This window comes from Herbidospora yilanensis, from assembly GCF_001570565.1.
Lineage (GTDB): Bacteria > Actinomycetota > Actinomycetes > Streptosporangiales > Streptosporangiaceae > Herbidospora > Herbidospora yilanensis.
Window position 1 is genome coordinate 157,300 of record NZ_BBXE01000014.1, and the last position, 25,755, is coordinate 183,054.

Here is a 25,755-nt window from a genome sequence, read left to right on the forward strand (position 1 = left end):
CCGTGGCACACTGGCCACACGGGGCGCTGGGTCAAAGACGATCCACCTCGGGCAAACGGGGGTAACCCGACCAATCCGAGACGGGCGTTTCTGTAGGGTTTCTTGAGGTCGAGTGGACGGATAAGGGCAGGTAAAGGCACTATGTCTGTCATGTCGGAAGTCGTCCCGCTGCCATCCTTCGGCGAGGTTTTCTTTGACGCCCGAGGTCAGGACCGCGTTCTGCGGGTGACCTGGCACGAGGGCACCCTCGTTCTCAGTCTGTGGCGGGGCGAGATGTGCACCGCCAGTTTCCGCATGCCCATGGACGACGTCGGCCGCCTTCTGGAGACCCTCCAGATCGGCTACGCCGAGGCCACCGGGCAGCCGACGGCCGGCCCCGACCAGCCCGGCACGGGCCCCTTCCCGGCGCCCGATCTCGGCGACTACCCGGGTGAATATCCCGGCACGGGGCAGTACTCGCGCCCGCCCGCCCCCGAGCAGCAGCCCATGGCGCCGCAGCAGCCGTTCCCGCCCTTCCCGCAGGAACAGCAGCCCATGCCGGTCGGCTACGACCCCGGCCCCTACCCCGAGGCCACCCCCGCCTACGGCCAGCCCGCGCCCGCGGCCCCGGCCGCGCTCGGCCCCAACGACGTGCTGGTCGCCCGGGGCGCCCCCGCGCGCGACCGCCTCGTCGCCGTCGACCAGCAGGCCCCGCCGCGTGAGCGGCCGCGCCGCCAGGCCCCGCAGCCCGACTTCCCGCCCTTCGAGGGGCAGGTCCCGGCCGAGCCGGTCTACCAGTTCCCGTCCCCGATCCCGGGACGCCCGGCCTACCAGTTCGACCCCGAGCCCGACGCCGAGGCGGCCCAGCACCAGCAGCAGCACTTCCCGGCCGACGTCTACCAGGCCGACGCGCCGGTCTACCAGACCGGGAGCTACCAGCCCCAGCAGATCCCGCAGCCGCCGATGCCGCCGCAGATGCCCCAGCAGCAGATGCCTCAGCAGCAGATGCCTCAGCAGCAGATGCCTCAGCAGCAGATGCCTCAGCAGCAGATGCCTCAGCAGCAGATGCCGCAGCAGGCCTATCAGCAGTTCCCGCCGGAGCAGCGCCCCCACCTGGTCCAGGCGGCGCCGCCGTTCCCGCCGGAGCCGTTCGCGCAGGGCGATCCGCAGGCCTACCCGCAGGGCTACGCCCAGGGGGCCGTCTACTCCACCGACCCGTCGTTCCAGGTCCCGCCGGGGCAGCAGCAGTATCCGCCGCAGCAGTACGCCGACCCCCGCTACCAGCAGCAGCCGCCGCCGCAGCAGGGCGTCGACCCCAACGACCCGCTGGGGCTCGGCCCGGTCTCGCGGCCCTACGTGGAGGGGCAGCAGCCGCCCATGTACTCCACGGGCGAGCGGGTCCGTCCCGAGGGCGCCGACGAAAGGCGTGACTGGAGCTAGTCGTTGAGGGACATACGATGACCGCTTGATGGAAGCGATCACAATTCTCCAGTTGCTGGCCCTCCCCGCCGGTGCTCTCGCGGTCTCCGCGCTGGCCCGGCGGATGGACTGGAATGTCCCTCTGCTTCTCGTACTCGCCGGGTTGATCGCGTCGATCCTCCCGTTCGTGCCCGAATACGAACTGAGCTCGGAGATCGTGCTCTTCGTGTTCCTCCCCCCGCTCCTCTACTCGGCCGCCCTCGACAGCTCCTACCTGCGGCTCCGTGACGTGAAGCGGCCGGTCATGCTGTTGTCGATCGGGCTGGTGCTGTTCAGCACGGCCGTGGTCGCCTCGGTGACCTACCTGCTCGTGCCCGAGCTGACCATCCCGGCGGCGATCGCCTTCGGCGCGATCGTGGCCCCGCCCGACGCCGTGGCGGCCGTGGCCGTCGGGCGCAAGCTGGGCCTGCCCCGCCGGGTCATGACCGTGCTGATCGGCGAGAGCCTGTTCAACGACGCCACCGCGCTGACCGCCTACCGGGTCGCGATCGGGGTGATCGCCGGCGGCGGGGTGAGCTTCCTCGCGGCGGGCGGGCAGTTCCTGTACGCGGCCGGCGTCGGCCTGGGCATCGGCCTGGCCATCGCCTACGCCGCGGGCAAGATCCTGACCCGGATCTCCGACGCCCTGGTGGCCAACTCGATCTCGCTGCTGGTGCCCTGGGGCGCCTACCTGGCGGCGGAGGTCGTGCACGCCTCGGGTGTGATCTCCGTGGTCGTGGTGGGCATCTACCTCGGCCACCAGATGAGCCGCACCTCCTACGGGACCCGGCTGCTGTCGGCCGCCGTGTGGCAGGTGATGGACTTCCTGCTGGAGGGCATCGTCTTCGCCCTGATCGGGCTCCAGCTGCTCCCGCTGATCGCCGGGCTGGAGGGCTACGAGCCCGCCACGGTCGCCATGTACGCCCTGGTGCTGTTCGGGGTGATGGTGCTGAGCCGGGTGGTCTGGATGGTGCCCAGCGTCTACCTGCCGAGGATCCTGTCGAAGAAGGTCCGGGCCAGGGAGCCCAAGGTGCCCTGGCAGAACGTGGCGACGCTGAGCTGGGCGGGGATGCGCGGCGTGGTGTCACTGGCGGCGGCCTTCGCGCTGCCCGCCGACGTGCCGCAGCGCGATCTGCTGCTGTTCCTGACCTTCGCCGTGGTGATCGGCACCCTGGTCGTCCAGGGGTTGTCGTTCCCGTGGCTGATCCGCAAGCTCGGGATCTCCAACGAGCGCGAGCGGTTCGAAGACGACCTGTCGGAGGCCGCCGCCCAGCAGGCCGCCGCGGCGGCGGCCACGGCCCGGCTCGACGAGCTGGTGGCCGAAGGGGTGCTCGACATCCACGAGGAGGTCGTGCAGGGGCTGCGCGACCGGTCGGAGCGGGTGGCGCGGATGGCCTGGGAGCGGCTCGGCGGCGGCACCGGGCCCGAGGGCGAGGAGACGCCCGCGACCGTCTACCGGCGGTTGCGCCGGGAGATGCTCGCCGCCGAGCGGGCGGTCTTCATCAGGCTCCGCGACCAGCGCAGGATCGACGACGAGGTGCTGCGCCGGATCATGGCCGAGCTCGACTTCGAAGAGGCCACCCTGGAACGCGACTAACCCATCACGTTGTCGATGAAGCACCACTTCCACGCCTCACCCGGTTCGAACGACTGCATGACCGGGTGATCGGTGTTCTTGTAGTGGGCGGTGGCATGCCGGCGGGGCGAGGAGTCGCAGCAGCCGATATGCCCGCAGTCAAGACATTTACGCAGGTGGACCCACCGGGTGCCCTCGCGCAGGCACTCCTCGCACCCCTGCGGGGAGGTCGGCTTCGGGTCCCCGGCGACCTGCAGATGTTCGCACATTCCCATGTGTTTGATCGTACGACGCCGCATCGGACACATTCCGACCTGCCCCTTTGTGATGGGGCGCTTAGGGCAGGTTCGCGTGCATTAGGCTCCAGGCCATGCGACTCCTCCCTCTTGCCGCTGTCCCGCTTTCGCTCGTGCTGCTCACCGGTTGCGGCGAGCTCAACGAGATCACCGGGGCGATCGACAAGACGCAGCAGTGTATCCAGGCGGCCGGCATCGTGACCGAGACCGTCCAGAAGGTGACCGGCCTCGCGAGCGACCCGCAGGCGGTCGAGACGGCCCTCGCCGACGGCGCGAACAAGCTGGAGAACCTGGCCAACGACGCGGCCAACACGACCCTCGCCGAGGCGGCCAACGACATCGCGGCCAAGCTCGACTCCTTCGACATCCAGGACGCCAACGACGCCGTCGACGCACTCCAGAAGCTGGCCGCCGACTCCGTCCAGTGGGCCGAGACCCTCACCTCCGCCTGCGCCGGGGAATAGCAATTCCGGCAAGACATGCCGGAATTGCGGTGAAATATCCTTTTCGGTATGGACGGCAAAGAACCGGACCCCCGGTTCACCCTGGCGAACGAACGCACCTATCTGACGTGGTTGAGCACCTCCCTCGCGTTGTGCGCCGGGGGAGTCGCCATGGCGGCGGTGCCGCCCGAGATCTTCGTCGCGTGGGTCCGCACCGCGCTCGCCGTCGTCCTGGTGCTGCTCTCGGCCATGGCGGCGGCCTTCGCCTATCCGCGCTGGCGCAAGGTCCAGACGGCCCTGCGCCGCGCCGAACCCCTCCCGCCGCCGAGGCTCGCGCCCCTGTTCGGGTACGGCGTGGCGGGCGTCGCCGTGCTGGCCCTGGTGCTGATCCTTGTCGGCTGAGACCTGGGACCCCGGCCTGCAGAGTGAACGCACTCGGCTGGCGTGGGTGCGCACCGCCACCGTGCTGGCGACCCTGGGGCTCGGCGGGGCGGGCGTGACCGCCCGTTACTCGGGCCACCCCGTGGCGATCGTGTTCTTCGGGGTCGCGGCGCTGCTGGGGGCGGTCACGCTGCTCCGTACGGGAAGGCGGTTCCGGCAGGTGCAGGAGGCGCTGCACCAGCAGCGCCCGTTCGAGCACGGCGGCGACGCCCTGGTCCTGTGGGCCGGGGTGCTGGCGGCGGTGGTCGGAGCCTTCGTTTTCGTGGTCTTCTGACCCCTTTTGCCGGGCGGTGACCGTCCACTCCATAACGTGCTGGATATGCGTGCCATCGCCACCAGCGCCGCCGGCCTCGTCGACGTCGACGTGCCCGCGCCGACGCTCCGCCCGCACGACCTGCTCGTCCGGGTCGAGGCCGTCTTCGGTCAACCCCGTCGACGTGAAGATCGCCGCCGGCGCGGGCGACGGGCGCGTCCTGGGGTTCGATGCCGCCGGGACCGTCGTGGAGACCGGGCCGGAGGCCACCGGGTTCGACGTCGGCGACGAGGTCTACTACGCCGGCGACGTCACCCGGCAGGGCGCGAACGCCGAACTCCACGCCGTCGACGCGCGCATCGTCGGGCACCGGCCCCGGAGCCTGTCGGTGGCCCAGTCCGCCGCCGTGCCGCTGACCACGATCACGGCCTGGGAGTCGCTCTTCACCCACCTCGGGGCGCACGCGGAGACCACGGGCACGCTGCTCGTCGTCGGGGCGCCCGGCGGGGTGGGCTCGATGCTCGTGCAGCTCGCCAAGCAGTTGACGTCGCTGCGGGTGATCGGCACGGCCGCGCGGGGCGAGACCCACGACTGGGTGACCCGGCTGGGCGCCGACGCGACCGTCGACCGCCACACGCTCGTCGAGTCGGTCAAGGCCCTGGCGCCCGACGGGGTCGAGGCGGTGTTCTCGCCGTTCTCCGAGGGCAACATCGAGGCCTACGCCGAGATCGTCAAGCCGTTCGGGCACGTCGTGGCCATCGACGACCACCATCCCGACCTGTTCCCGCTCAAGTCGAAGAGCATCGCCTGGCACTGGGAGTTCATGTTCACCCACGCCATGTACGAGACCCCCGACATGGACAGCCAGGGACGCCTGCTCGAGGAGGCCGCCGCCCACTTCGACGCGGGCCGCCTGCGCTCGACGCTGACCACCGAGATCGACGACTTCACCGCCGCCGGGCTGCGCCGGGCCCACGAGATGGTCGGCGCCGGGTCGGCGATCGGCAAGGTCGTCGTGCGGCGCTAGTCGCTCGTGGCGGCGGCGATGGTCTCGGCGACCTCGACGGCGCGTTCGGTCTCTTCCTTGGCGAAGCGCTCGGCGTCGAGCCTCTCGGCGATCTCCTCGTCCTGGCGCATCAGGTCGTCGAGGTTCTGGCCGGCCATGTCGAGCACGCCCATGTCGACGTAGGCCTGCTGGAGCCGGGGGCTCCACAGGCCGATGTCCTTCACGCACGGCACGATGCGGCTGAACAGCAGCGAGCGGAACAGGCGCAGGTAGTGCGACTCGTCGACCAGCCTGTGGGCCTCTTCGACCTCGGTCTTCGACAGGCCCAGTGCCTCCCACTGCTCCCGGCCGCGCAGCCGGTCGCGCATCAGCCAGCAGCCCTCGATCACGAAGTCCTCGCGCTCGCGGCGTTCGGCCTCGGACAGGCCGGCGTAGTAGTCGCGCAGGGCCATGCGGCCGAAGGCGACGTGGCGGGCCTCGTCCTGCATGACGTAGGCGAGGATCTGCTTCGGCAGGGGCTTGGTGGTGATGTCGCGCATGACGCCGAAGGCGGCCAGGGCCAGGCCCTCGATGAGGACCTGCATGCCCAGGTAGGGCATGTCCCAGCGCGAATCGCTCAGGGTCGAGTCGAGCAGCGACTTCAGGTGGGGGTTGATCGGGTAGGCCAGGCCCACCTTCTCCTGGAGGAAACGCGCGTAGGTCTCGGCGTGGCGGGCCTCGTCCATGGTCTGGGTGGCCGCGTAGAACTTCGAGTCGAGGTCGGGCACCGACTCCACGATGCGCGCCGAGCAGATCATCGCGCCCTGTTCACCGTGGAGGAACTGGGAGAACTGCCAGGCGGCCCCGTGGCGGCGGACCTCCTTGCGGGTCTGGTCGTCCATGCGGTGCCACAGCGGGGAGTCGTAGATCGCGATGGTCTCGTCGGGGATGCCGAGCACGTCGTAGGGGTCGACCTCCAGGCCCCAGTCGACGCGCTTCACCGAGTCCCACTGCTTGTCCTTGCCCTTCTGGTAAAGGGCCAGCATGCGGTCGCGGCCGTCGTCGTACTCCCAGGTGAACCGGGCCGAGCCGGCCATCTGGACGTCCCAGGTCCGCATGTCCGCGGGGATGGTGTAGAGCTCGTGCGTGGACACGTGTGGGCCTCCCGTACGTACGCTGTACGTCTCGACAGTGACACGCAGCTTACCGCCGGTCAATACTGGTCGCGTGCCACCGTTGAACCGCGGCCGGATCGTCGCCGCCGCCATCGACCTGATCGAGCGCGAGGGCGCCGACGCCGTCTCCATGCGCCGGATCGCCGCCGATCTGGAGGTCGGCGTGATGTCGCTCTACAACCACGTGCCGAACAAGTCGGCCCTGCTCGACGCCGTGTCCGAGACGATCCTGTCGGAGGTCGAGTTCACCGACGACCCCGCCGCGCCGTGGACCGGCCGGGTGCGCATGCAGGCCCGCGCCTTCCGGCAGATCGCGCACACCCACCCCCGCTCGACCATGGTCGTGGTGAGCCGCCAGCTCAAGTCGGCGGCGGGCATGCTGCCGGTGGAGCGGGCGCTGTCGACGCTGCGCGAGGCGGGGTTCGGCGAGCGCGAGGCGGTGCAGATCTTCCGGGTCTTCATCGCGTACGTCATCGGCTCGCTCCTGCGCGAGGTCGGGGTCACCCCCACCTTCGCCCCCGTCCACGGGGCGATCCGGGCCGACGACGTCGATCCGGAGTTGTTCCCCGAGATCGGCGCGCTGGCCCCCCACCTGTCGGCCTGCGACCACGAGGCCGAGTTCGACTTCGGGCTCGACCTGCTCATCGAGGCCATCGCCGGACGGCTGGCCCAGCGCACCACCTGATCACCCGGCCTGATCACCCGGCCTGATCAACCGGCCTGATCATCGGGCCCGCGACGCCGCGCCGGGCGTGACCCGGGCGCGGCGTGCCGTCCCCCGGATCAGTACCAGTTGTGGGCCCGGAAGTGCCCCCAGGCCCCGCACGGCGAGCCGTACCGGCCCCTGATGTAGCCGATGCCCCAGCGGATCTGCGTCCTGGGGTTCACCCGCCAGTCCCAGCCCGCCCGGGCCATCTTGTCGCCGGGGAACGCCTGCGGGATCCCGTACGCGCCCGACCAGCGGTTGCGCGCCTTGTGGTTCCAGTTGCTCTCGCGTGTCCACAGGCTGTCGAGGCAGCGGAACTCCCGGCGCGCCCAGTCGCGGCGGCTGATCAGGCGGTGGGCGTACATCTTGCTGCTCGCCTTGATCGAGGGTGCGGCCCGCCGTTTCCAGGTGTGGCCGTCATGCCCGTTCGCGCAGGCGGAGGCGGGGGTGGCCCCGGCGAGCGCGGCGAACGCGAGCATGGCCGCGACGGTGCCGCGACGTGCGCTGATGCTGTCCAAATCGGTCCTTGTCGTCGGGTCGCGTGCGGTCGTCAGGGGCGGACCCCTGCTTCCGGCACGCCCATGGCTCGGGCGCACCGGTCCGCGCGGCCGGACCGGGATAACAGACCAACCCCCGGAGGCACCGCGACGTTTGTTCCCGGCAGATTCATGACGCGAGCCACGACCGGCCGAGGGCCGTCCGCGTCTCGCTCTCTAGCGCGGATTGAAGTACGCCGGGCGACCACGCCGCCGCGTCTTCGGCCCCCCGAGGACGGTTGTTTGCCGACCCGGTGCCAAGGCCGGGTGATCACACGGCCCGGCGCTGGCCGGGCGGCGCCGGCGGGGGAGGTCCCGATGGCGGGGAAATGCCCTCCGCCTGGGGTTTCAGGTCGTCGCAAGGTGGTGAGCGGGACGAATGTGGCGCTCGGTAGAGTCGGCCCCATGACGAACCTCGACATCCCCGTGACCACCCTCGACGGCCGGGCCACGACGCTCGGCGACCTTCTCCAGGGGCGTTCGGCACTGGTCGTGAACGTGGCGTCCAAGTGCGGCCTGACCCCGCAGTACACCGGGCTGGTCCGGCTCCAGGACACCTTCGCGCCGCGCGGCTTCACCGTCGTCGGCGTGCCGTGCAACCAGTTCATGGGCCAGGAGCCCGGCACCGCCGAGGAGATCCAGGAGTTCTGCTCGGTCACCTACGGCGTCGACTTCCCGCTGCTGGAGAAGGCCGACGTCAACGGCGACGACCGCCACCCCCTCTACCGCGCGCTCGTCGGCGACGGCGAGGACATCAAGTGGAACTTCGAGAAGTTCACCGTCAACGCCGCCGGCGAGGTGACCGCCCGCTTCGCCCCGCAGATCGAGCCCGAGTCGGCCGAGGTCGTGGCGGCGATCGAGAAGAACCTGTAGAGCCGGCGGCAAGTTTCGGTCATGCGGGCGCGTCGCTCGGCGGGCCCGCGCGACCGCCCTCGTAGGAAGGGAGCACCGGCCCCCGTTCCGGCCGGAATCCGCTGCTCTCTCCGGGGGAGGCCATGCTCGCAGCGCGTGCCCTCGCCTGCGTGGGGCTGATGTGGACCTGCCTGGCCGCCGCCGTGCCGGTCTCCCACGACGTGGCCGACGCCTTCGTCACCGGTGAGCAGGCCACCGTCGGGTTCTTCGACGGGTGGGACTCGCCCGCGGCCGATCCGCGCCGTCCGGTCACCGAGGACCTGCCGTTCACCGGGGCTCCGCTGGAGGCGCTGGCCGTGGCCGCGTCGGGGCTGGCGCTGACCGGGGTGCTGCTGGCCGTGGGGGCCCGGCGGCGCAGGCGCGCCGAAGTGAGGCGTCTGACGTGAGGGTGCGGTGGGCCCGGGTCGGGTGGGCACGCGTCGCCTGGAAGCGCAAGGGGTGGCTGCGGACCGCCGTCGCGGCGTCCGCGCTGACGGCGACCACGCTGGGCGTGGCCTGGCCGGTATATCTCGGCGTGTCGGCCGCGCGGCACCTGTCGGACGCCAGAGACGCGTTCAGGGAACTCGCCGGGTCGACCCGGCTGATCCCGCCCGGTCCCGAGATCGCGGCCCGGATCGGCGAGGCGCGGGCCGGCGCCGAGGCCGCCATGCGCTACACCTCGGGCCGTGACTGGGCGCTGCTGGCCCGGCTCCCGTTCGCCGGTGAACCGGCCAGGACGGTCCGCGACTACGCGCGGGCCGCGCTCGACCTGGCCACCGGCCTCGAACTGCTGCTGCGGCAGAACCGCGCCGAGATCCCGCGGGCGGTCACCCATCTGCAGGCCGCGCGGGCGGTGCTGCCCCAGGTCACCGCGTTGCGGCGGGTCGACACGCTGGCGGCGCTGGCGGGGCTGCGCGGCCGGTTCCTGGTCGCGGTGCAGAGTCCCGACCGGGCGCGGGCGACCGGGGGAGTGGTGCGCGGGTTCGGGGTGGTGACGATCGCGCCGACCGGCTGGACCGTCGAACCGGTCCGCCGGGTGCCCGACCCGCCGGGCCCCCTCTTCGACCTCGGCCCCGGCTACGCCGCCCGCTACGGCGCCGACGCGACCCGCAGCCTGGCCGCCTCGAACCGGTCCCCGCACTTCCCGTACGCCGCCCGCATCTGGGCCGCCCTCCACGGTCAGCCGGTCGACGGGGTGATCGGCGCCGACGCGGCCACGCTGGCGCGGCTGTCGGGCCTGGCCGGGCTGCCCGGCCTGATGAAGGTCATCGACCAGGGGCACATCCGGATCTGGTCGGCCGACCCGGAGGAGCAGCGGCTGCTGGAGCGCACCCCGCTGGCGGGTGTTCTCACGCCCGCGCCGGGGCCGTTCGCCCACCTGGTCGTCAACGACGCGGGCGGGGAGGGGATCGGCCGCAACCTCGACCGTACCGTCGAGTATCAGGTGTCCCCGGAGTGCGGCAGCACGGTCTCGGCGACGCTGCGCAACGGCGACCGCGACGGGAAGGTGTGGGTGTCGGTGTTCACCGCGGTGGGGTCGCGGCTGGAGAAGGCCTACCTCGACGGGAAGGTGGCCGAGCTGAAGCAGGAGACCGAGCACGGCCACCCGGTGTTCTCGACCACGCTCGACCTGGCCGCCGGGGAGACCCGGACCCTGGAACTGCGGCTCGTGGAGCCGGTCTCCCCGGCCGCGCCGGTCGTGCCGGAGCAGCCCATGGCCAAGCCGCAGCGGACCGTGGTCACCGCCGGGGAGCGCAACTGCTCCTGACGATCAGCTCGGTCGGCAGCGACACCGTCCTCGGCCGCCGCCCGTGGCGCAGGACCAGCTCGGCCGCGCGGTAGCCCACGTCGGAGGCGGGCTGCGCGATCACCGTCAGCGGGGGCGAGCACAGTTCGGCCCACGGCACGTCGTCGAACATGATGAGCGACAGGTCGCGCGGAATGCGCACATAGAGCTCGCGGGCGGCCAGCACGGCCGCCTCGCCGAGCATGTTGCCCCCGGCGATGACGGCCGTCAGGTCGGCCCGCCGCTGGAACAGCCCGGCCGCGGCGGCGTAGGCGGAGTCGCGGCTGGCCCGCGCGAACACCACGAGGTCCTCGTCGAGCAGGTCGCCCATCGCCTCGCGGAACGCGGCGACCCGGTGGGACATGCCCTGGCGGGCCAGGAAGCCGATCTTGCGGTGGCCGAGCCCGGTCAGGTATTCGATCGCGGTGCGCAGCCCCGACCGGTCGTCGGTCAGCACGGCCGGCACCTCGTCGAGCGTGCGGGCGTGCTGGCCGGGCGACCACACGCGGCGGTCGGCGAACACGACGTTCAGCCCGGCCCGCACCGCGCTGGCCCACATCTCGCCGTCGCCGGTGGGCACCGCGATGATGCGGTCCATGCTCTGCTCCAGCAGCCCGCCGACCAGGTCGGCCTCCTGCTCGGCGTCGTCGCCGGTCACCCCGATGGTCACCGGCTCGCGGTAGGACCGCGCGCACGACAACACCCCGTCGCAGAGCCGCGCGTAGAACCCGTCGGTGATGTCGGGCACGAGCAGCGCGACCCCGCCGCTGCGCTGCTGACGTAGATTGCGGCCGAGGGCGCTCGGCCGGTAGTCGAGCTTGGTCGCCGCGTCGAGCACCCGCTCCCGGGTCTCCGCGCTCGCCGACCCGCCCGACAACACCCGCGACACCGTGGCCACTCCGACTCCCGCCAGCTCGGCGACGTCTTTGATGGTGGTGCGGCGTGGTCCAGGAGTGCTCATGGAAACGATTCCATCATCATTCCATCGTCACCGCCAGTCTCGGTACGATAACGCGACATGCGATGACAAGGTGAAACCGGGCGAGTCGCTTGACACGGATGTCCGGTTCGGGTGAGATGCATGAAAACGTATCCACTTTTCCCTCAATGGGAAGGCGGCGCCGGGGTCCGCGCGTGCCTTCCGGAGCGCGAAGGACTGGCATGGCATCTATCGTTCTGAACAACGTCGACAAGATCTACGCGGGCGGGGTCAAGGCCGTGAACGGCCTCAACCTGGAGATCAAAGACGGCGAGTTCATGGTTCTCGTCGGCCCCTCGGGCTGCGGCAAGTCGACCGCCCTGCGCATGATCGCCGGGCTTGAGGACATCAGCGGCGGCGAGATCGTGATCGGCGACCGGGTGGTCAACCACCTGCCGCCGAAGGACCGCGACATCGCCATGGTGTTCCAGAACTACGCCCTCTACCCCCACATGACGGTCGAGGAGAACCTCGCCTTCGGCCTCAAGCTCCGCAAGATGAGCAAGCCCGAGATCGCCAAGCGCGTGAACGAGGCCGCCAAGATGCTCGGCCTGGAGCAGTACCTCAAGCGCAAGCCGGCCGCCCTCTCCGGCGGTCAGCGCCAGCGTGTCGCGATGGGCCGCGCCATCGTGCGCGAGCCGCAGGCCTTCCTCATGGACGAGCCGCTGTCCAACCTGGACGCCAAGCTCCGCGTCTCGATGCGCGCCTCGCTGAACCAGCTCCACGAGCGCCTCGGCGTCACCACCGTCTACGTCACCCACGACCAGGTCGAGGCCATGACCCTCGGCGACCGCGTCTGCGTGCTCCGCGACGGCATCCTCCAGCAGGTCGACACCCCGCAGAACCTGTTCGACAAGCCGGTCAACCTCTTCGTCGCCGGCTTCATGGGCTCGCCGTCGATGAACTTCACCTACGCCGAGCTGGTCCGCGACGGCGCCGGCGCGGCCGTGGCCTTCGCCGGTTACAAGCTGCCCGTGCCCGACACCGCGTTCGGGGAGAAGGTCGGCCTCGACCGCTACATCGGCAAGCGCATCATCCTCGGCATCCGCCCCTCGGACTTCGAGGACTCGGTCGCCGCCAACGGCGCCTCCGCCGGGTGGGTCCGCATCCCCGTCAAGGCCAACGTGACCGAGGAGCTCGGCTCCGAGATCAACGTCCTGTTCACGATCGACGCCCCGCCGGTCGAGCACAAGGACACCGTCGCCGCCGCCAACGACGGTGACGAGGAAGAGGCCGCGACGCTGCCGCTCTCGGGCGACAAGTCGCTGTGGACCGCCCGCGTGAACGCCCGCAGCCACGTGCGCCCCGGCCAGAACATCGAGCTGGTCGTGGACACCCACAACCTGCACTTCTTCGATGTCGAAAGCGGCCTCTCGATCGGCCACCCGGCCAACGTCGGCCGCTGACGACATACCCTTCAACGGCAGAGCCCGCCCCGCCGGCTTCCCCCCTCCGTTCGGCCGGGCGGGCTCTGTCCTTTATTCGTTCGCGCAGGTCGCGTACGACCGGACGCTCCATTCCCGGCTCGTGCCGCTCAGCTCGTGCGCGTACGTGATGACCGTCCCGTCGGTCGGGATGAAGTAGGTGAGCACGGTCTCACCGGCGGCTCCGGGGATCGAGAAGCCCGCGCTCAGCGTCCGCGTCCCGGCGGGGCACTCCCTGATGGCGCCCTTGTCGTCCGAGTCCTCCTCGCTCTCCTCCGACAGGACCCGCAGCCCCGCCGGGGCGTCCTCGACGCAGATCGCGAACACCCTCAGGTAGTAGTTGCCGGCGTAGCCCCGGTGGTTCTCCTTCGTCTCCACGAAGACGTCGTCGAGGGTGGGGATGAGCGCGGTGACGCTCACGTTGCCCCGGGCGCCCTCCAGCTGGTAGCCCGAGCCGACCAGCCAGTCGCCCTCGTGGCAGGCGAGCCCCAGCGTCTTCGGGTTGGGGTGCGACGCGGTCGTCTGGTAGCGGATGTAGGCGTTCGTGCGGGGGTTGCCGCACACCGCCCACACCCGGATCGTCCACGCGGCGGTCGTGCCGGTCGGCGTCTCGACGCCATAGGCGCTGACCGTGTAGGCGGTCGGGATGACCTCGTCGATGACGACCGAGCCGCCGCCGCGGGTGATCTCGGCGCCGGTGCCGAGCACGTGGGTGCCGTCGGGGCAGTGCACCTCGGCGCCCTTGTCGTTGGAGTTGCTCTCGCTGACCTCGGAGACGATGACGCGCCCCGGGACGTCGGCCGACGACGGACCGGCCGAAGCCGTGACGAACCCGGCGGCCAGGGCGAGGGTGAGCAGGACGGTTCTGAGTCGGATGTTCACGGTCTCTCCTCACGGGGAGCCGGCACCGGCTCCCCGACGACCGGAGAGGGGCGCCCCCCTTCCCCGCACTGTCGGCCCGCCGGCGTGCGCGCACCGCGCCGTTTTACCCGCTGGTTCCGCGTCGTCGTCCGTGGACAGGTCAGCGGAAGCTGGTCCGCCGGGCCCGCTCTTCGGGATAGGGCGAGCGGAGGCCGACCGGCGCGAAGTTCAGCACGCCGCCGACCAGCCGCGCGTCGACCCGCGTGAGCCGCGCCACCGCCTGGGCGAGCGACTCCCGGCGGGTGCGGCCCGCGCGGGCCACCAGCAGCACCCCGTCGCAGGCCGTCGCCAGCAGGCAGGCGTCGGTCACCGGGAGCAGCGGGGGCGCGTCGACGACGACCAGGTCGTGGTCGGTGGCCAGCTCCGACAACACGCGGTGCATGCCGGGCGAGCCCGCGAGCTCGCCCGGGTCGGCCGGGACCCGGCCGCTGGGCAGCACGTCGAGGTCGTGGCGGCGCTGGAGGGCCTCCGGCACGCGGGCCGAGCCGGCCAGGACGTCGGTCAGGCCCATCGACCGGGTGTCCAGGCCCAGGTAGCCCGCCAGCGAGGGGCGGCGCAGGTCGGCGTCCACCAGGGCGACCCGCCGGCCCGTCTGGGCGACGGCGACGGCCAGGTTGATCGCCAGGGTCGACTTGCCCTCACCGGTGCCGCAGCTCGTGACGAGCAGCGAGCGCGGCCCCCCGTCCACCCCCACGAACCGCAGGTTGGTGCGCAGGGCGCGGAAGGCCTCGGCCCGCGCGCCGGTGACGACGAGGGGGCGGCGGCGGTCCCGGCCGACGACCCCCAGCGTGGGCGCCCCGGCCGCCGCGGCGAGGTCGTCGCCGTCGGAGATGGTGGTGTCGAGGCGGGAGCGCAGCATCAGCAGGCCGTAGGCGAAGACCAGGCCGAGCAGGATCCCGGCCGCCACGTTGACCGGGGGGCGCGGCGAGACGGGGTCGGCCGGCGGGGTCGCCCGGTCGATGACGGTGACGCCGATCGCGGCGCGTCTCTCCAGGGTGTGGATCAGGCCGCTGAGCTCCCCGCCGATGCGGTTGGCGAGGCGGGCGGCCCGCTCCGGGTCGCCGTCGGTGACGATGGCGCGCAGCAGCACCGTGCCGGGCACGACCTCCGACCGCACGTCGAGCGTGGCCGGGTCGAGGTGCTCGGCCACCGCGACCTCCCGCAGCACGCGTCGGCTGGTGACCAGGCGGGCGTACGACTTCACCCGCTGCTGCGACAGCGGGTCGGCCGAGCCCTTCTGGTCGACCATCAGCGACACGGCCGCCGCGTACCTGACCGGCATGTAACCGGTCACCAGCAGCGCGCAGGCTGCGCCGCCGACGGCGGCCAGGAGGAGGATCCACCAGCCCCGGCGGACCAGCCCGAGATGTTCCGTCACACCGTCACCGCCACCCGATAGACGTCGACCTGCTGGAACGCCAGCACCCCGGCGACCGCCGCGGCCCCGGCGCCGAACAGGGCGACCAGGGGCGACAACACGCCCAGGGTCATCGCCACCGCCAGCACCCCGCTCACCGCCGCGCTCGCCGCCAGCGCGCAGACGATCACCGGCGCCGGCAGCCCGACCCGCCGCAGCCGGTGCGCCACGTGGTCGGTCCCGCCGCACGTCAGCGGCCGGTGGTGGAGGGCGCGGGCGAGCAGCACGACACCCGTGTCGACGGTCGCGGTGAACGTCGCCAGCAGCGCTCCGGCGGGGGCGTGGAAGGGGCCGTCGAAGACCAGCAGGGCGCATCCGGCGACGGTGAAGCCGATGAACAACGAGCCGCAGTCGCCCATGAAGATGCGGGCCGGCGTCCAGTTGTGGACCAGGAAACCGGCGGCCGACCCCGCCAGCGCGAACGGCACCAGGGCGACCGGCCCGCTCCCGGCCGCCAGCGCGGCGGCGCCCAGGGTCAGGCCGGTCGCCGTCGTCACCGCGCCGAGCGCGCCGTCCATGTTGTCGAGCAGGTTGAACGCGTTGGCCGCGAACACCAGCCACGCCGCCGTCAGCGTCACGTCGAGCCACGGCACGCCGGTCAGGTCGGCGCGGACGCCGTTGACCGCGACCAGCAGGGCGGTCGGGGTCTCCACGGCCAGCCGCGGCAGGCGGCCGAGCGGGCGGGCGTCGTCGACCAGGCCGACCAGGGCGAACACCAGGCCGCCGAAGAACAGGGCGCGCACGCGCGGGTCGTCGGCCACGCCCGCGACGGCCGTGCCGAGGATGATGGCCGGGCCGCCCAGGCACGGGGTCGGGGCGCGGTGCGCCTTGTGCCCGCCGGGGTGGTCGACCAGCCCGACCCGCAGCGCCAGGCGGCGCAGCGGCTCGACGGCCAGGGCCCCCACGACGGTCGCCGAGACGGCCGTGCCGAGCACGATCGCGGGGTTCACCGGACGCGGGCCTCGCTGATCGTGTCGAGCAGGATCTCGTCGAGGTTCCGCCGGGGCCGCCACCCGGTCAGCGCCCGCAGCCGCGACGCGTCGGCCACCCGGAAGCCGGGTTCGGGGGCGCCGCCGTGGCAGGTGATGCCCGACGGGCTCCCGGTCAGTTCGACGATCGCCTTGGCGAGCTCCAGCACGCTGACCTCGTCGTCGGCGCCCACGTCGAAGATGCCGCCGAGGGCGAACGGCTCGTCGAGCAGCAGTGTCAGGGCCTCCACGACGTCGCGGACGTGGGTGAGAGAGCGCGTCTGCGACCCGTCGCCGGGCACCACCAGGTCGGCCCCGGCCAGCGCCTGCCGGATCAGCCTCGGCACCAGGTGCTCCTCGCGCTGCCTCGGCCCGGCCACGTCGAACAGCCGGGCCACCACGACGAGCAGGTCCTTCTCCGTCCGGTACGTCCCTCCGCGCGGCGTCTCCCCGCCGGAGAAGGCCGCGGCGTGGTCGTCGGTGCCCACCAGGACCTTGCGGCCGTGCCGCCGGGCCGCGTCCAGCACCGTCTCGCCGCCGGCCAGGTGCACGACCGCGTCGCACCCGCCGACCAGGTCGCCGACCAGCGGGGCGTCCAGCGCCGACCCCTGGACGAACCGCAACGACGGATGCCCGCGCAGGTGCCGGAGGCCGGCGGGGGACCCGGTGGACAGATCGTCCAGCACGGTGACCGTGTCGCCCCTGGCGAGCAGGGCCCCGGTCAGGTGCGAGCCGACGAAGCCGCCGCCCCCGGTGATCAGATGGTGCGCCACGGTGCTCCTCGCTGTCAGTGGGCGAGAGAGACGGTAGAGACGCCGTCGGCACGGCCCGGCGCAGCCACGCGCGGGCTTGCGCCGCCTTTTGCGGATTATTGGCGACCCGCGCACGTACTCGATGGAGACGCCGCGTGGTCGAGCGGCCTACACATAGCGGGGCAAACCGGCCCACCATGGCAAACGAGCCGCTAATCCTTCGCAAGCGCATGACATGCCCGCCGGTAAAAGCCGCATCAACCCCCCGCGCTGGACGAGACTGCCCGCCGGGCAGACATACCGCAACAGGGTCGAAACGGGGGCCAGTGATGGGCGAGCGCATCAGGGTCATGCGGGTGATCACCGGGCTGGACGCGGGCGGGCCCGCCCTCCAGGCCCTCACGCTGCTCGACCACCTCGATCCCGGCCGGTTCGAGCAGCGTCTCTACACCACCACGATGCACGAACGCGCGCGCACCATCCCGGACGACAGCCCGCGCGCGCTGGCCCGGCTGGTCGCCGAGATGCGCCGGTTCCGGCCGGACATCGTGCACACCCACACCGCCAGGGCGGGCGCGCTCGGCCGGATGGCCGCCACGATGGCCCGGGTCCCGGCGCGGGTGCACACCTTCGACGTCCACCCGCGCCGGCCCACGATCGAGCGGCGGCTGGCCCGGGTCAGCGACCGCCTGGTCGCCGACTGCGCCCTGGTCCGCGACGACCTGCTCGCCGCCGGGGTCGGCACCCCGCGTCAGTACGCCGTCGTCCGGCCCGGCGTGCGGACGGGCGGCCGGCCGGCCCGGGAGGTCGCGCGGGCCCGGCTGGGGCTGCCGGCCGACATCCCCGTCGTGGCGTTCGTCGGGAAGGTCACCAAGGCCCGCAGGCCCGACCGGTTCCTCGACACCGTCGCGCTGGTGCTGCGCGGCCTGCCGATGACCAGGGTCCTCGTCTGCGGCGGCGGCGACCTGGCCGCCGACCTGCGGGCCAAGGCGGTCAGGTTCGGCGACGCCGTCGCCTACCTCAGCCGCCGCACCGACCACGAGATCATCCACGCCGCCGCCGACGTCATGCTGCTGACCAGCGACTACGAGGGCATCCCGCTGGACCTCCTCAAAGCGGCCGCGTCGGGGGTCCCGGCGGTCGCCACGCGGGTCGGCGGGGTGCCCGAGGTCGTCGAGGACCGGGTGACCGGCCTGCTCACCGACCCCGACCCGGGACTGCTGGCCGCCTCGGTCGTGCGGATCCTGCGCGACCCCGGCTACGCGGGCCGGCTGGGCGACGCCGCCGCCCAGCGGGCCGGGCTCTACTTCGGGCAGTCACGGTTCGTCGACGACCTGTCGGCCCTCTACCTGCGGCTGCACGAGGAGAGCCGGTCGGGGTCCGCTACCTGAACCGGCGGCCGATGCGGGTGGAGATGCGGGCGGTGAGGTTCTGCGGGAGCAGCCGCCCCACGCCGACGACCACCTTGTAGCGCAGGTCGGGCACGCTGACGACCTTGCCGAGGGCCAGGTCGCGCATCGCCGTCCTCACGACGGGGTCGGCCTCCAGCCACAGGAACTCCGGGATGCTGGTGGTGTCCATCCCGGCCCGCTGGTGGAACTCGGTGTGCACGAAACCGGGGCACAACGCCATCACCCGCACGCCGTCGCCCGCCGTCTCGGCGGCGACCGCGCCGCTGAAGTTGACCACCCACGCCTTGGACGCGCCGTAGGTGCCCCGGGTGAAGAACGCCGCCACCGACGCCACGTTGATCACCCCGCCGCGGCCCTTGGCCCGCATGTGGGGGAGGGCCGCGTAGGTGAGCCGCAGCACCGCCTCGCAGTGCACCTTCATCATGGTGAGCTCGTCTTCGACCGGCGCGCTGAGGAACATCCCCCGGTTGCCGAACCCGGCGTTGTTGACCAGCAGGTCGACCCCCTCGCGCAGCCGCTCCTCGACGACCTTCAGGCCGTCGTCGGCCGACAGGTCGGCCGGCAGCACCTCGGCGTGCACGCCGTAACGGCGGCCGAGGAACGCGGCCTGCTCGGCCAGCCGGTCGCGGTCGCGGGCGACCAGCACGAGAGAGAAGCCGTCGGCGGCCAGGCGGCGGGTGAACGCCGCGCCGATCCCGGCGGTCGCGCCGGTGACGAGTGCGGTGGGCATGGCCCGCAGCCTAGCCCCATGCCGATCGGCCCGTGCCTGATCACCGGCGGCGCGCCGACATCCGGTACGCCATGATTCATCCTTTTCGATAGGGCCGATAATGCCTTTCTGTTGCGGGTATCGGCCCTATCGCGAGTTCGCCCGCATAAACGGGCGTCGATAATCGGCGGGGATTCCGGGTCGTCGCAGGTCCGGGCCGTCCCGATTCGTCCGGACGGCTCTCGTCACATAGGCTTCGCCGGTTCGTGTATCAACGGTCGATCTGGGGGAAGTGCCGCTTACGCCGGACTTATGCCATGCGGCCTACGCTGCCGCAAAAAGTTGACGTTTCTCACCCAGCGGTCCCGCCGCCCTATGATCACGTCACAAGTACAGCTAAGCTCCGGGCAAGATTTGGTCAAGTTTTCCAAGATGTAACAACAGTCCCGGTAAGGGGATACTTGGAAAACGGGCACTACTACCTCGTAGACCCGCAAAGCGGAGGTATGGCCCTGTGAAGAGATGGCGGGCGGGGTCCGGCGCGACGGCGGCCTTCGGGGTCGCCGCGATGATCGCCGGATTGGCCGGATGCGGCGGCTCGCAATACACATTCGTCCGTGACTCGGGCGGCAGCACCTACTTCAAAGTCCCCGCCACCTGGCACAAGGTCGACCAGAACGCGGTCGAGGCCGCGCTCCTCGGGGATCCGTCCTCGGCGACCACCCAGGTGCTGAAGAAGAGGATCTGGACCGTCGCCTACGACGGCCACATCCAACCGTCGATCGACCACATCATGACCGCGGGGCCCGAAGACCCCGACGAACCGTTCGCGTTCGCGATGGTGCAGACGCTCTCCGAGGAACAGCAGCAGGACGTCTCTCTGAACGCCCTGCGAAACGTGCTGGGCTTCCCCGTCGCGGCGACCGCCGCGGAACGCACCCAGAACGAGAAGAACGACGAATACCCGTACAAGAACTTCGAGCTCACCCGTGACGACGTGCTCGAAGGCGACAACGGCGCGAAGGGTGTGCGGGTGCAGTTCAGCCTCCGTTACATGGGCGGCCCGCTGCAGACGTTCCAGCAGACGGGCTACCTGTCGGCCGACGGAACCACCATGTCGACCTTCCTGATCCGCTGCTCCGCGGCCTGCTTCCAGCAGCGTCAGGCCGAGTTCGACTCCATCGCGCAGTCGTTCAAGGTGAAGAACAACCTCGGGTAAGGAGCCCATATGAAGACGGCTTCCCCGCCGCAATACGAGGGACTCCGGCCACCCGGATCAGGTCCCGACGACCGGGATCCGCGCACCCGCAAGAAGATGGCGTTCTGGGATCGCTCCAAGATCATCATTTTCCTCGTCGCGGCGTTCCTCATCCTCACCGTCAAGACGATGGGTGAGTTCGAAGGTGTCATGACCTTCTGGGACGCGGTGGTCTACCAGGCCGAAGCGACCGGCTGGATCCTCTGGCTGATCGGCGTCGACCTGCTCCGCCAGATCCACTTCCTGATCTCCGAACGCTCCGCCGGCTACCACCGTCTGTGGACCAAGGGCATCTTCGGCGGTTTCGACCGCTGGGTGCACCGCAGGTTCAGCGACTGGACCCGCTACCGGCTGGCCCGAGCGATCAAGGTCGTTTTCTGGATCACCCTCATCGCCTTCATCCTCGCCGAGGTCCTGCCAGGGGACGTGTCGCCCGTCATGGCGCTGTTCCAGGCCCCGGCGCTGCTGTGGCAGGCGATGCCGATGATCGCGCAGCTCGCCTTCGCGTTCTTCTTCATCGTGTTCCAGTTCATCGGCCTGTTCTGGTTCCTCTCCCGGGGCGGCGTCGAGACCTACTTCCCCGACGACATCAAGACGCGCTTCGACGACGTCTGGGGCCAGGACCACGTCGTCGAGCGGGTCAAGGAGAACATCGTCTTCCTGGAGCGCCCCGACGAGATCGAGCAGCGCGGCGGCTACGTGCCCAGCGGCCTCCTCCTGTGGGGCCCGCCCGGCACCGGCAAGACCCTGATGGCCGAGGCCGTCGCGGGCGAGACCGGCAAGCCCTACGTGTTCGTCGACCCCGGCGCGTTCACGAACATGTTCATGGGCATCGGCATCCTCAAGGTCAAGTCGCTGTTCCGCAAGCTGCGCAAGCTCGCTCTGCGGTACGGCGGCGTCATCGTCTTCTTCGACGAGGCCGACTCGCTGGGCCGCCGCGGTTCGCTCGCCCAGCAGGGCCCCCAGACCGGGCCGGCCTTCAGCGCCTTCGACGACAGGTGCAACGGGTTCTCCTACCTGTCCGAGAACGCCAAGCAGATGCACCTGCGCGATTCGTTCGCCCAGAGCGGCGTCGACGTGAACGAGTCACAGACCAGCCGCTTCATGATGGGCGGCAACATGATGGGCGGCGGCGGTGGTGACATGGGCACCCTGCAGGCCCTGCTCACTGAGTTGTCCGGTCTGAAGAAACCGCGCGGCATCGTCAACCGCCACGTCCGGCGACTGCTCGGCATGCGCCCGAAGCCGCCGCCCAAATACCGCATCCTCGTCATGATGGCGACGAACATGCCCAACGCGCTCGACGAGGCGCTCCTGCGGCCCGGCCGTATCGACCGGATCTACAAGGTCGGCTATCCGTCCAAGCCGGGCCGGATCCGCACCTACCAGGGCTACTTCGACAAGGTGCGCCACGAGCTGACCGAGGAGAACATCGACAAGCTCGCCACGATCACTCCCTACGCCACCGGCGCCACGATCAAGGACCTCGTGAACGAGTCCCTGATCACCGCGATCCGCGACGGCCGCGAAGTGATCACCTGGGCCGACGTGACCAAGGCCAAGCGGCTCAAGCAACTCGGTCCGCCCGAGGACGTCGAGTACATCGAGAGGGAGCGCCACGCGATCGCGGTTCACGAGGCCTGCCACGCCGTGGTCGCCTACCGCACCCGGCATCACCTCGAGATCGACCTCGCCACCATCGAGAAGAGCGACAGCACCCTGGGCATGGTCGCCAACATCAAGCCGGAGGATCAGTTCACCGAATGGAGGTCCGAGCTGAAGTCGGACATCCTGGTAAGCCTGGCCTCACTCGCCGGTGAGCGGATGTTCTTCGACGACGACAACTCCTCCGGGGTGTCGAGCGACCTCCACAAGGCGACCTACAACACGGCGCTCATGGAGACCCAGTTCGGCATGGGGGTGGGCATCTCCGTGCTGCCCACGCTCCGGCGGCTCGGTCTCTTCTCCGGTTCGCCCAGTGAGCGGAAGAAGCCCGGGGCCGGGCGGGCGGCCGGGTTCCTGGCCGATGAACTCTCTCCGAGAGTCGACCACGAGGCGCCCCAGGCGGTGGCCGACCGCATCGAATACATGCTGACGCGCTACTTCGAGGAGGCCGAGGAACTGCTCCGGGCCAACCGGGCGCAGGTGCTGGCCGTCGCGCACGCGCTGGAGACCCACAAGACCCTCAACGGCGACGACGTCATCGCGGTCATCAACCGCACCCGCGGCCCGCTGATCGACGGCACCGTCTACGCCGACGAGGAGTTCCAGCAGGAGATCGAGGCCTTCCACGAGGCGGCCGTCCGGGCGCATCAGCAGCACACCCCCGTGGACGTGCCGCTGCCGCAGCCCAGGTCCCGCGTGCTGGCGCTCGAACCGGCGTCCGTGCTCACGCACAGCGGCGCCGGGATCCCAGTCTTCGCCCCGGCGGTGACCGGCGAGATCGTCCCCGTCAACGGCAACGGGAACGGTTCCGTCGACTTCGTCCCGTGGGCGAACACGAACGGCAACGGCTCCCCGCTGCCCCCGCCGCCGCCCGAGGCGACGGCGGCCAAGCCCGACGGCTCGCGTTCGCGTGGTCTGCTCTGGGGCCTGTTCGGGGCGGCGCTCGCGCTGGCCGCGCTGGTGCTCGTGGTGATCGCCGTCTCCGGCGGCGCCATGAACGGCGCGACCGAGGTGGTGCCGGGCCTGCCGGCCGGGACGGTCATCGTGTTCTTCCTGATCCTGCTCGGCATCGTCGCCATCCTGGCCATCGTGGTCGGGGTGGTCCGCGCCCAGCAGGCCAACCGGCGGCGGGCCGAGGAGGCCAGGGACCGGGCGAACGAGCGGGCCCAGCTCCTCGCCGCCGCGATGGACCCCGAAGTGGCCATGAGGTTGCTCGGGTACGACGGCCGGGAGAAGTAGAAAACACAGAATTGCACCAAGCGTCCGCCGTCCTGAGCGCTCCGGACGACGGACTTGACGGGAGATCGTGAGTCGGCCTTGCCTCCTCGGCGGGGCCGATTCACTTTTGTCGACATGAAGCAGCGCCTGACAGTCGTTCTGACACTGATCGTCCTGGTCCTGACCACGGGCCTGACGAGCGCCGGAGCCGGGGCCGAACCCCCGCCCAACCGCCAGTACACCGTCGAGGGTGTGAGCACCCAGGAGCAGCGCACCGCCGTCGCCCGGACGGGTGCCGCCATCGACGAGGTCGCCGCCGACCGGATCGTCGTCACCGCGACGAGCGAGGAGGTCGCGGCGATCCGGGCCCTGGGCCACACCGTCAAGGCCGCGCCGAACCGGCTCGCGCCGGCCGTGCCGCAGCCGCTCGACTTCCCGGCCGCCGACAGCGCCTACCACAACTTCGCCGAGCTCAACTCAGTGGTGAACGCGGCCCTGTCGGCCCATCCGTCGATCATCCGCAAGGTGTCGATCGGCACGTCGTACGAGGGCCGGGAGCTGTTCGCGGTCAAGATCAGCGACAACGTCGCGACCGACGAGAACGAGCCCGAGGTGCTGTTCACCCACAGCCAGCACGCCCGTGAGCACCTGACCGTCGAGATGGCGGTCTACCTGCTGAACCTGCTCACCGACTCCTACGGCTCGGACTCCCGCATCACCGACATCGTGAACTCGCGGGAGATCTGGATCATCCCCAACATGAACCCCGATGGCAGCGAGTACGACATCGCCACCGGGTCGTACCGGAGCTGGCGCAAGAACCGGCAGCCCAACAGCGGATCGAGCGCGATCGGCACCGACCTGAACCGCAACTGGGCCTACAACTGGGGCTGCTGCGGAGGGTCGTCCGGCACCACGTCATCGGAGACCTACCGGGGTCCGTCGGCCGAGTCGGCGCCCGAGGTGCGCGCGGTTTCCGACTTCGTCCGCGGCCGGGTCGTCGGCGGCGTCCAGCAGATCAAGGCGCACATCGACTGGCACTCCTACGGCGAGCTGATCCTCTGGCCGTACGGCTACACCACCGCCAACACCGCCCCGGGCCTGACCCAGGACGACCGCGACGCGCACGCCGTGCTCGGCCAGCAGATGGCCGCCACCAACGGCTACACGCCCGAGCAGGCCAGCGACCTCTACATCACCGACGGGTCGATCGACGACTGGATGTGGGGCACGCACAAGATCTTCTCCTACACCTTCGAGATGTACCCGGTGGCGTCCAACCCCGGCTTCTACCCGCCCGACGAGGCGATCGTGCCGCAGACCACCCGCAACCGCGAGGCCACGCTGCTGCTGCTGGAGAACGCCGACTGCGTCTACAAGGTGATCGGCAAGCAGGCGCAGTACTGCGGCGGCGGCCCGCCGGCCGTCACCGTCTACGAGGACACCTTCGAGACCGCCACCGGCTGGACCGCCAACCCGCTCGGCACCGACACCGCCACCATCGGCCAGTTCACCCGGGCCAACCCCGAGGCGACCACCTCCAGCGGCGCCAAGCAGCTCGGCACCACCACCAGCGGCTCGTTCGACCTGGTCACCGGTCCGCTCGCGGGAGCCTCGGCGGGCGACTACGACCTCGACGGCGGCGTCACCTCGATCCGTTCCCCGCAGATCGCCCTGCCGGCCACCGGCACCCTGACGTTGTCGTTCGCGTGGTACCTCGCCCACGGCAGCAACTCCTCCAACACCGACTACCTGCGCGTGTCGGTCAACGGCACCCAGGTCTTCCAGCAGCTCGGCGCGGCGAGCAACCGCAACGGCGCGTGGGCCACGGCGTCGGTGAACCTGGCGGCGTTCGCGGGCCAGAACGTGCAGATCACGGTCAGCGCCGCCGACACCGGCACCGCCTCACTGGTCGAGGCCGCCGTCGATGATGTGAAGATCACCCAGCAGTAATGGACTAACTACCCTTACCGGTGTAAACGTGGCATGTGTGATTAATGACCGGTCGCGGGGCCGCGAACGGGAGCTCGCCGTCCTGCTCCGCACCGGCCCGTTCGAACGCGCGCTCCGGGCCGCCATCGCGGCCCGGGGCCTGTCGCTGGAACGCCTGCACGCGCGCCTCGCCGAGCGGGGCGCCCACGTCAGCCTGGCCAGCCTCAGCAACTGGCAGCGCGGCCGCTCCCGTCCGGAGCGGTCGCGGTCGCTGGCGGCGGTGCGGGAGCTGGAGTCGATCCTCGGGCTGCCCGCCGACTCGCTCGTCGCGCTGCTGGGGCCGCGGCGTCCCCGGGGGAGATGGCTCGCGCACGATCCGGGCGCGATCCGGCAGCAGCTCCGCGACCTCGTCGAGTCGCTCGACGACGACGAACTGCCGACTGTACTCGCAGTCGTGCGTGCCCTCAGGGCGTCAGACCGGAAATGATATACCGCCGGTTTTGCCCGGAAATTTCCTGGAAGCTCAGCACAGGCGATTGATTCCGCCCTATCTGACCTGGCGTTTCGTCATGCCC

General features: G+C 71.0%; 25 protein-coding genes. 16 read left to right on the top strand and 9 right to left on the bottom strand.

Annotated features, from left to right (window positions below):
- Positions 1–150 precede the first annotated feature (150 nt).
- Both AW273_RS05135 and AW273_RS05140 read left to right on the top strand, forming a co-directional pair.
- A complete protein-coding gene (locus tag AW273_RS05135) occupies positions 151–1,419 on the top strand; it encodes a hypothetical protein (RefSeq protein WP_157555574.1) in 1,269 nt (422 codons plus the stop codon).
- A 28-nt stretch (positions 1,420–1,447) separates the two neighbouring features.
- Positions 1,448–3,034 carry a Na+/H+ antiporter gene (locus AW273_RS05140; protein ID WP_062345706.1) on the top strand — a complete coding sequence of 529 codons (1,587 nt, stop codon included), beginning with the start codon at positions 1,448–1,450 and terminating at the stop codon, positions 3,032–3,034.
- Here AW273_RS05140 and AW273_RS05145 read toward each other — a convergent pair.
- Entirely contained in the window at positions 3,031–3,288 is a 258-nt protein-coding gene (locus AW273_RS05145) for a ubiquitin carboxyl-terminal hydrolase 14 (RefSeq protein ID WP_062345708.1), read from the bottom strand. The genes AW273_RS05140 and AW273_RS05145 overlap by 4 nt on opposite strands.
- 95 nt (positions 3,289–3,383) lie before the next feature.
- On the opposite strand from AW273_RS05145, the gene AW273_RS05150 reads away from it, so the two are divergent.
- Genes AW273_RS05150 through AW273_RS05165 form a run of 4 tightly spaced genes read left to right on the top strand, consistent with a single transcriptional unit; the run spans position 3,384 to position 5,473 of the window.
- A complete protein-coding gene (locus tag AW273_RS05150; protein ID WP_062345710.1) occupies positions 3,384–3,773 on the top strand; it encodes a DUF8711 family protein in 390 nt (129 codons plus the stop codon).
- Between the two features lie 48 nt (positions 3,774–3,821).
- Positions 3,822–4,154, top strand: a complete 333-nt coding sequence (locus AW273_RS05155) for a YidH family protein (RefSeq protein WP_062345712.1) — start codon at positions 3,822–3,824, stop codon at positions 4,152–4,154.
- Entirely contained in the window at positions 4,144–4,467 is a 324-nt protein-coding gene (locus AW273_RS05160; protein ID WP_062345715.1) for a DUF202 domain-containing protein, read from the top strand. Before AW273_RS05155 ends, AW273_RS05160 begins: the two co-directional genes overlap by 11 nt.
- Positions 4,468–4,516: 49 nt before the next feature.
- Complete coding sequence (locus tag AW273_RS05165; RefSeq protein ID WP_269750213.1) at positions 4,517–5,473, top strand: zinc-binding alcohol dehydrogenase family protein; 957 nt, start codon at positions 4,517–4,519, stop codon at positions 5,471–5,473.
- Here the strand turns inward: AW273_RS05165 and AW273_RS05170 are convergent.
- Positions 5,470–6,585: a ferritin-like domain-containing protein gene (locus tag AW273_RS05170; protein WP_062345716.1), complete on the bottom strand. Its 1,116-nt coding sequence runs from the start codon at positions 6,583–6,585 to the stop codon at positions 5,470–5,472. The two genes, AW273_RS05165 and AW273_RS05170, sit on opposite strands and share 4 nt — an antisense overlap.
- Before the next feature lie 73 nt (positions 6,586–6,658).
- Here AW273_RS05170 and AW273_RS05175 point away from each other — a divergent pair, with 73 nt between their 5' ends.
- On the top strand, positions 6,659–7,291 hold the full coding sequence (locus AW273_RS05175) for a TetR/AcrR family transcriptional regulator C-terminal domain-containing protein (protein WP_062345718.1): 633 nt from the start codon (positions 6,659–6,661) through the stop codon (positions 7,289–7,291).
- A gap of 98 nt (positions 7,292–7,389) precedes the next feature.
- On the opposite strand, the gene AW273_RS37770 is transcribed toward AW273_RS05175, so the two are convergent.
- Positions 7,390–7,830 carry an aggregation-promoting factor C-terminal-like domain-containing protein gene (locus AW273_RS37770; RefSeq protein ID WP_062345720.1) on the bottom strand — a complete coding sequence of 147 codons (441 nt, stop codon included), beginning with the start codon at positions 7,828–7,830 and terminating at the stop codon, positions 7,390–7,392.
- Positions 7,831–8,253: 423 nt separating this feature from the next.
- Here AW273_RS37770 and AW273_RS05185 point away from each other — a divergent pair, with 423 nt between their 5' ends.
- The 3 genes from AW273_RS05185 (at position 8,254) to AW273_RS05195 (ending at position 10,507) form a co-directional block, all read left to right on the top strand.
- Positions 8,254–8,721, top strand: a complete 468-nt coding sequence (locus AW273_RS05185) for a glutathione peroxidase (RefSeq protein WP_062345722.1) — start codon at positions 8,254–8,256, stop codon at positions 8,719–8,721.
- Between the two features lie 122 nt (positions 8,722–8,843).
- A complete protein-coding gene (locus AW273_RS05190; RefSeq protein WP_157555575.1) occupies positions 8,844–9,146 on the top strand; it encodes a hypothetical protein in 303 nt (100 codons plus the stop codon).
- Positions 9,143–10,507 (top strand): DUF4012 domain-containing protein, encoded by a 1,365-nt coding sequence (locus AW273_RS05195; protein WP_157555576.1) that lies wholly within the window; start codon positions 9,143–9,145, stop codon positions 10,505–10,507. The genes AW273_RS05190 and AW273_RS05195 overlap by 4 nt, the downstream gene beginning before the upstream one ends.
- Here AW273_RS05195 and AW273_RS05200 read toward each other — a convergent pair.
- Complete coding sequence (locus AW273_RS05200; RefSeq protein WP_062345728.1) at positions 10,479–11,486, bottom strand: LacI family DNA-binding transcriptional regulator; 1,008 nt, start codon at positions 11,484–11,486, stop codon at positions 10,479–10,481. The two genes, AW273_RS05195 and AW273_RS05200, sit on opposite strands and share 29 nt — an antisense overlap.
- A gap of 200 nt (positions 11,487–11,686) precedes the next feature.
- On the opposite strand from AW273_RS05200, the gene AW273_RS05205 reads away from it, so the two are divergent.
- Positions 11,687–12,910 (top strand): ABC transporter ATP-binding protein, encoded by a 1,224-nt coding sequence (locus AW273_RS05205; RefSeq protein ID WP_062345730.1) that lies wholly within the window; start codon positions 11,687–11,689, stop codon positions 12,908–12,910.
- A 72-nt stretch (positions 12,911–12,982) separates the two neighbouring features.
- On the opposite strand, the gene AW273_RS05210 is transcribed toward AW273_RS05205, so the two are convergent.
- The 4 genes from AW273_RS05210 to AW273_RS05225 all read right to left on the bottom strand — a co-directional run bounded on the left by AW273_RS05210 (position 12,983) and on the right by AW273_RS05225 (position 17,007).
- Positions 12,983–13,810, bottom strand: a complete 828-nt coding sequence (locus AW273_RS05210; RefSeq protein ID WP_062345732.1) for a hypothetical protein — start codon at positions 13,808–13,810, stop codon at positions 12,983–12,985.
- Between the two features lie 139 nt (positions 13,811–13,949).
- Positions 13,950–15,227, bottom strand: coding sequence for a tyrosine-protein kinase domain-containing protein (locus AW273_RS05215; RefSeq protein WP_062345734.1), 1,278 nt, complete (start codon positions 15,225–15,227; stop codon positions 13,950–13,952).
- Positions 15,224–16,216, bottom strand: a complete 993-nt coding sequence (locus AW273_RS05220; protein ID WP_062345735.1) for a glycosyltransferase family 4 protein — start codon at positions 16,214–16,216, stop codon at positions 15,224–15,226. Before AW273_RS05220 ends, AW273_RS05215 begins: the two co-directional genes overlap by 4 nt.
- Positions 16,213–17,007: an NAD-dependent epimerase/dehydratase family protein gene (locus AW273_RS05225; RefSeq protein ID WP_062345737.1), complete on the bottom strand. Its 795-nt coding sequence runs from the start codon at positions 17,005–17,007 to the stop codon at positions 16,213–16,215. The genes AW273_RS05220 and AW273_RS05225 overlap by 4 nt, the downstream gene beginning before the upstream one ends.
- Positions 17,008–17,315: 308 nt before the next feature.
- Here AW273_RS05225 and AW273_RS05230 point away from each other — a divergent pair, with 308 nt between their 5' ends.
- Complete coding sequence (locus tag AW273_RS05230) at positions 17,316–18,377, top strand: glycosyltransferase (protein WP_062345739.1); 1,062 nt, start codon at positions 17,316–17,318, stop codon at positions 18,375–18,377.
- Here the strand turns inward: AW273_RS05230 and AW273_RS05235 are convergent.
- Positions 18,370–19,128 carry an SDR family NAD(P)-dependent oxidoreductase gene (locus AW273_RS05235; RefSeq protein WP_062345740.1) on the bottom strand — a complete coding sequence of 253 codons (759 nt, stop codon included), beginning with the start codon at positions 19,126–19,128 and terminating at the stop codon, positions 18,370–18,372. The two genes, AW273_RS05230 and AW273_RS05235, sit on opposite strands and share 8 nt — an antisense overlap.
- Positions 19,129–19,621: 493 nt before the next feature.
- Between AW273_RS05235 and AW273_RS05240 the strand changes: the two genes are divergently transcribed.
- From AW273_RS05240 to AW273_RS05255, 4 genes are all read left to right on the top strand, one after another.
- Positions 19,622–20,326, top strand: coding sequence for a hypothetical protein (locus AW273_RS05240; protein ID WP_062345742.1), 705 nt, complete (start codon positions 19,622–19,624; stop codon positions 20,324–20,326).
- 9 nt (positions 20,327–20,335) lie between these two features.
- Positions 20,336–23,269 (top strand): AAA family ATPase, encoded by a 2,934-nt coding sequence (locus AW273_RS05245; protein ID WP_062345745.1) that lies wholly within the window; start codon positions 20,336–20,338, stop codon positions 23,267–23,269.
- A gap of 114 nt (positions 23,270–23,383) precedes the next feature.
- Entirely contained in the window at positions 23,384–25,201 is a 1,818-nt protein-coding gene (locus AW273_RS05250) for a M14 family metallopeptidase (RefSeq protein ID WP_062345747.1), read from the top strand.
- Positions 25,202–25,238: 37 nt separating this feature from the next.
- Entirely contained in the window at positions 25,239–25,667 is a 429-nt protein-coding gene (locus AW273_RS05255) for a hypothetical protein (RefSeq protein WP_063909840.1), read from the top strand.
- Positions 25,668–25,755: the final 88 nt, after the last annotated feature.